The sequence below is a fragment of the Sphingobacterium sp. UT-1RO-CII-1 genome (assembly GCF_026711005.1).
In the GTDB taxonomy this organism is placed as follows: Bacteria; Bacteroidota; Bacteroidia; order Sphingobacteriales; family Sphingobacteriaceae; genus Sphingobacterium.
This window is the reverse complement of record NZ_JAPPVJ010000023.1, coordinates 1-1,510: the sequence shown is the minus strand read 5'-3', so window position 1 is coordinate 1,510 and position 1,510 is coordinate 1. Positions and strand designations below refer to the sequence as shown.

General features: G+C 36.2%; 4 protein-coding genes. All 4 read right to left on the bottom strand.

Annotation, left to right across the window (positions count from 1 at the left end):
- Positions 1 to 94 precede the first annotated feature (94 nt).
- Positions 95 to 544, bottom strand: coding sequence for a hypothetical protein (locus ORI89_RS19155; RefSeq protein WP_268232134.1), 450 nt, complete (start codon positions 542 to 544; stop codon positions 95 to 97).
- A gap of 226 nt (positions 545 to 770) precedes the next feature.
- The gene (locus ORI89_RS19150) at positions 771 to 1,040 is read right to left on the bottom strand and encodes a hypothetical protein (protein WP_268232133.1); all 270 of its coding nucleotides are present in this window, start codon (positions 1,038 to 1,040) and stop codon (positions 771 to 773) included.
- A gap of 55 nt (positions 1,041 to 1,095) precedes the next feature.
- Positions 1,096 to 1,317: a hypothetical protein gene (locus tag ORI89_RS19145; protein WP_268232132.1), complete on the bottom strand. Its 222-nt coding sequence runs from the start codon at positions 1,315 to 1,317 to the stop codon at positions 1,096 to 1,098.
- Positions 1,318 to 1,349: 32 nt separating this feature from the next.
- On the bottom strand, positions 1,350 to 1,510 hold a 161-nt coding region (locus ORI89_RS19320; RefSeq protein ID WP_442800899.1), incomplete at its 5' end, for a DNA cytosine methyltransferase.

Sequence of the window (1,510 nt, the reverse complement as noted above, 5' to 3'; positions counted from 1 at the left end):
CTGTTTTTATACTTGCCTTTCGGCTGTTTGTAATCCGCCGAATCTTCTATTTTCTTAACCGCCACGTAGGCAATTGCCATCGCTATCAATCCTATCATATCTTTTTAAATAAATAAGTTTGTTGTTTGTTCCATACTTTTCGCTGGGCTTCTCTCCAATCTACATTTGCTCTGCAATGGTCCCCAAGCATGTAAACATAGTTTTTATAGAAATCTTTCTTTTGAGGCTCATTTCCCAAAGGATTCTCAAACACCACCCCGTTAGCTTTTAGTAGGGAGTGGAGGGATTCGATGGCTGTATTATGCTCTTTAAATGTGTTTGTTTCAACATCCCAATATCCTTTATGATATGTATAATTATGAGGGCAATAATGACCAAATTTAATAATATCATTAGCCTGTTCTTCGGTGATGTCTTGAACACCGCCGATAAGCTGATATAAGGCATGCTTGAATTTAGAATCATGAATTGCATCATAATCCATACAATCATCCTCTATTACAAGGAAGTCGCCTTTTGTAGTTGTAAATTCTATGTGTTTCATATAAATGGCTTTTTAAGTGAAATGTATTCTTGAAATGTTATCCTGGTAAACGATGCAAATTTTGAATCAAACTCTGGTGCGTATTCCTTTTTTTTAAGATTGAGGTTTAAAACCTTGCAGTTTACACCCATGGTTCGACCATCCCATGCTCTTACAAGAATATAGTCGTTATTTTCCAAAGCTTTTCTTAATTGGTATTGAGTCATTTTTTTAATTCTTTAAATATCTACCACTCACTACAACACAACACATCAGGTCTTGTAGCTCCTTTTATTAACTCATCTGACATAATAGAGATAGCTCCATCTTCGTCTGCCTCGTCGTAGGTTATTTCAAAAGGTTCTGTCACCTCTGTTATTACCCATTTATCCACAGGAACTTCCAGGTGTCCGCACCATTGCATTTCACAGATAACTAAATGATCAACTGCCTGTTTTTCGTCTGATCCAGATACGTGATAGATAACGCCATCACAGTCTATTCTAAATATTTTCATATTCTTGTTATTTGATTTTAAGTAAGCCGAATAAGGTTGTTAATCGGCTCAGGGGTTATTTGATTAAATAAAAATGTCTCTCTTTCAATTCTAAGTTGCCACCAGTACACACCAATAGGCCTAGTTCTTCATAAGCTTTGGCTAACTCGTACTTCATTTCAAACTCATTAGATCCGAACATATCTATTATTGCTCTTTTAGCAGATAATTGAATTGTCAATTCTGCTCCTGTTCGTAGAATTTGAAGACACTTTTTTGCATGGGCGCGCGATATCATGCAGTCAGCTTTTATAAACTCTAAGTACATAGTTATGCTGCTAGTTGTAAAAGTTTTAAACCTTGCGCCTCTGCCCATGCTGTTACTACATGAGGCACTACGCTATTCCCTATAAATTTCTTTTGATCTGATTGGTTTCCGTATAATTTGTAATCAGACGGGAATCCTTGGATAACTTTTAGTTCCTGGACTT

Excerpts from the sequence above, each read along its gene's own strand:
- ORI89_RS19150 (WP_268232133.1), bottom strand. The coding sequence starts at position 1,040 with ATGAAAATATTTAGAATAGACTGTGATGGCGTTATCTATCACGTATCT.
- ORI89_RS19155 (WP_268232134.1), bottom strand. The coding sequence starts at position 544 with ATGAAACACATAGAATTTACAACTACAAAAGGCGACTTCCTTGTAATA.
- ORI89_RS19145 (WP_268232132.1), bottom strand. The coding sequence starts at position 1,317 with ATGATATCGCGCGCCCATGCAAAAAAGTGTCTTCAAATTCTACGAACA.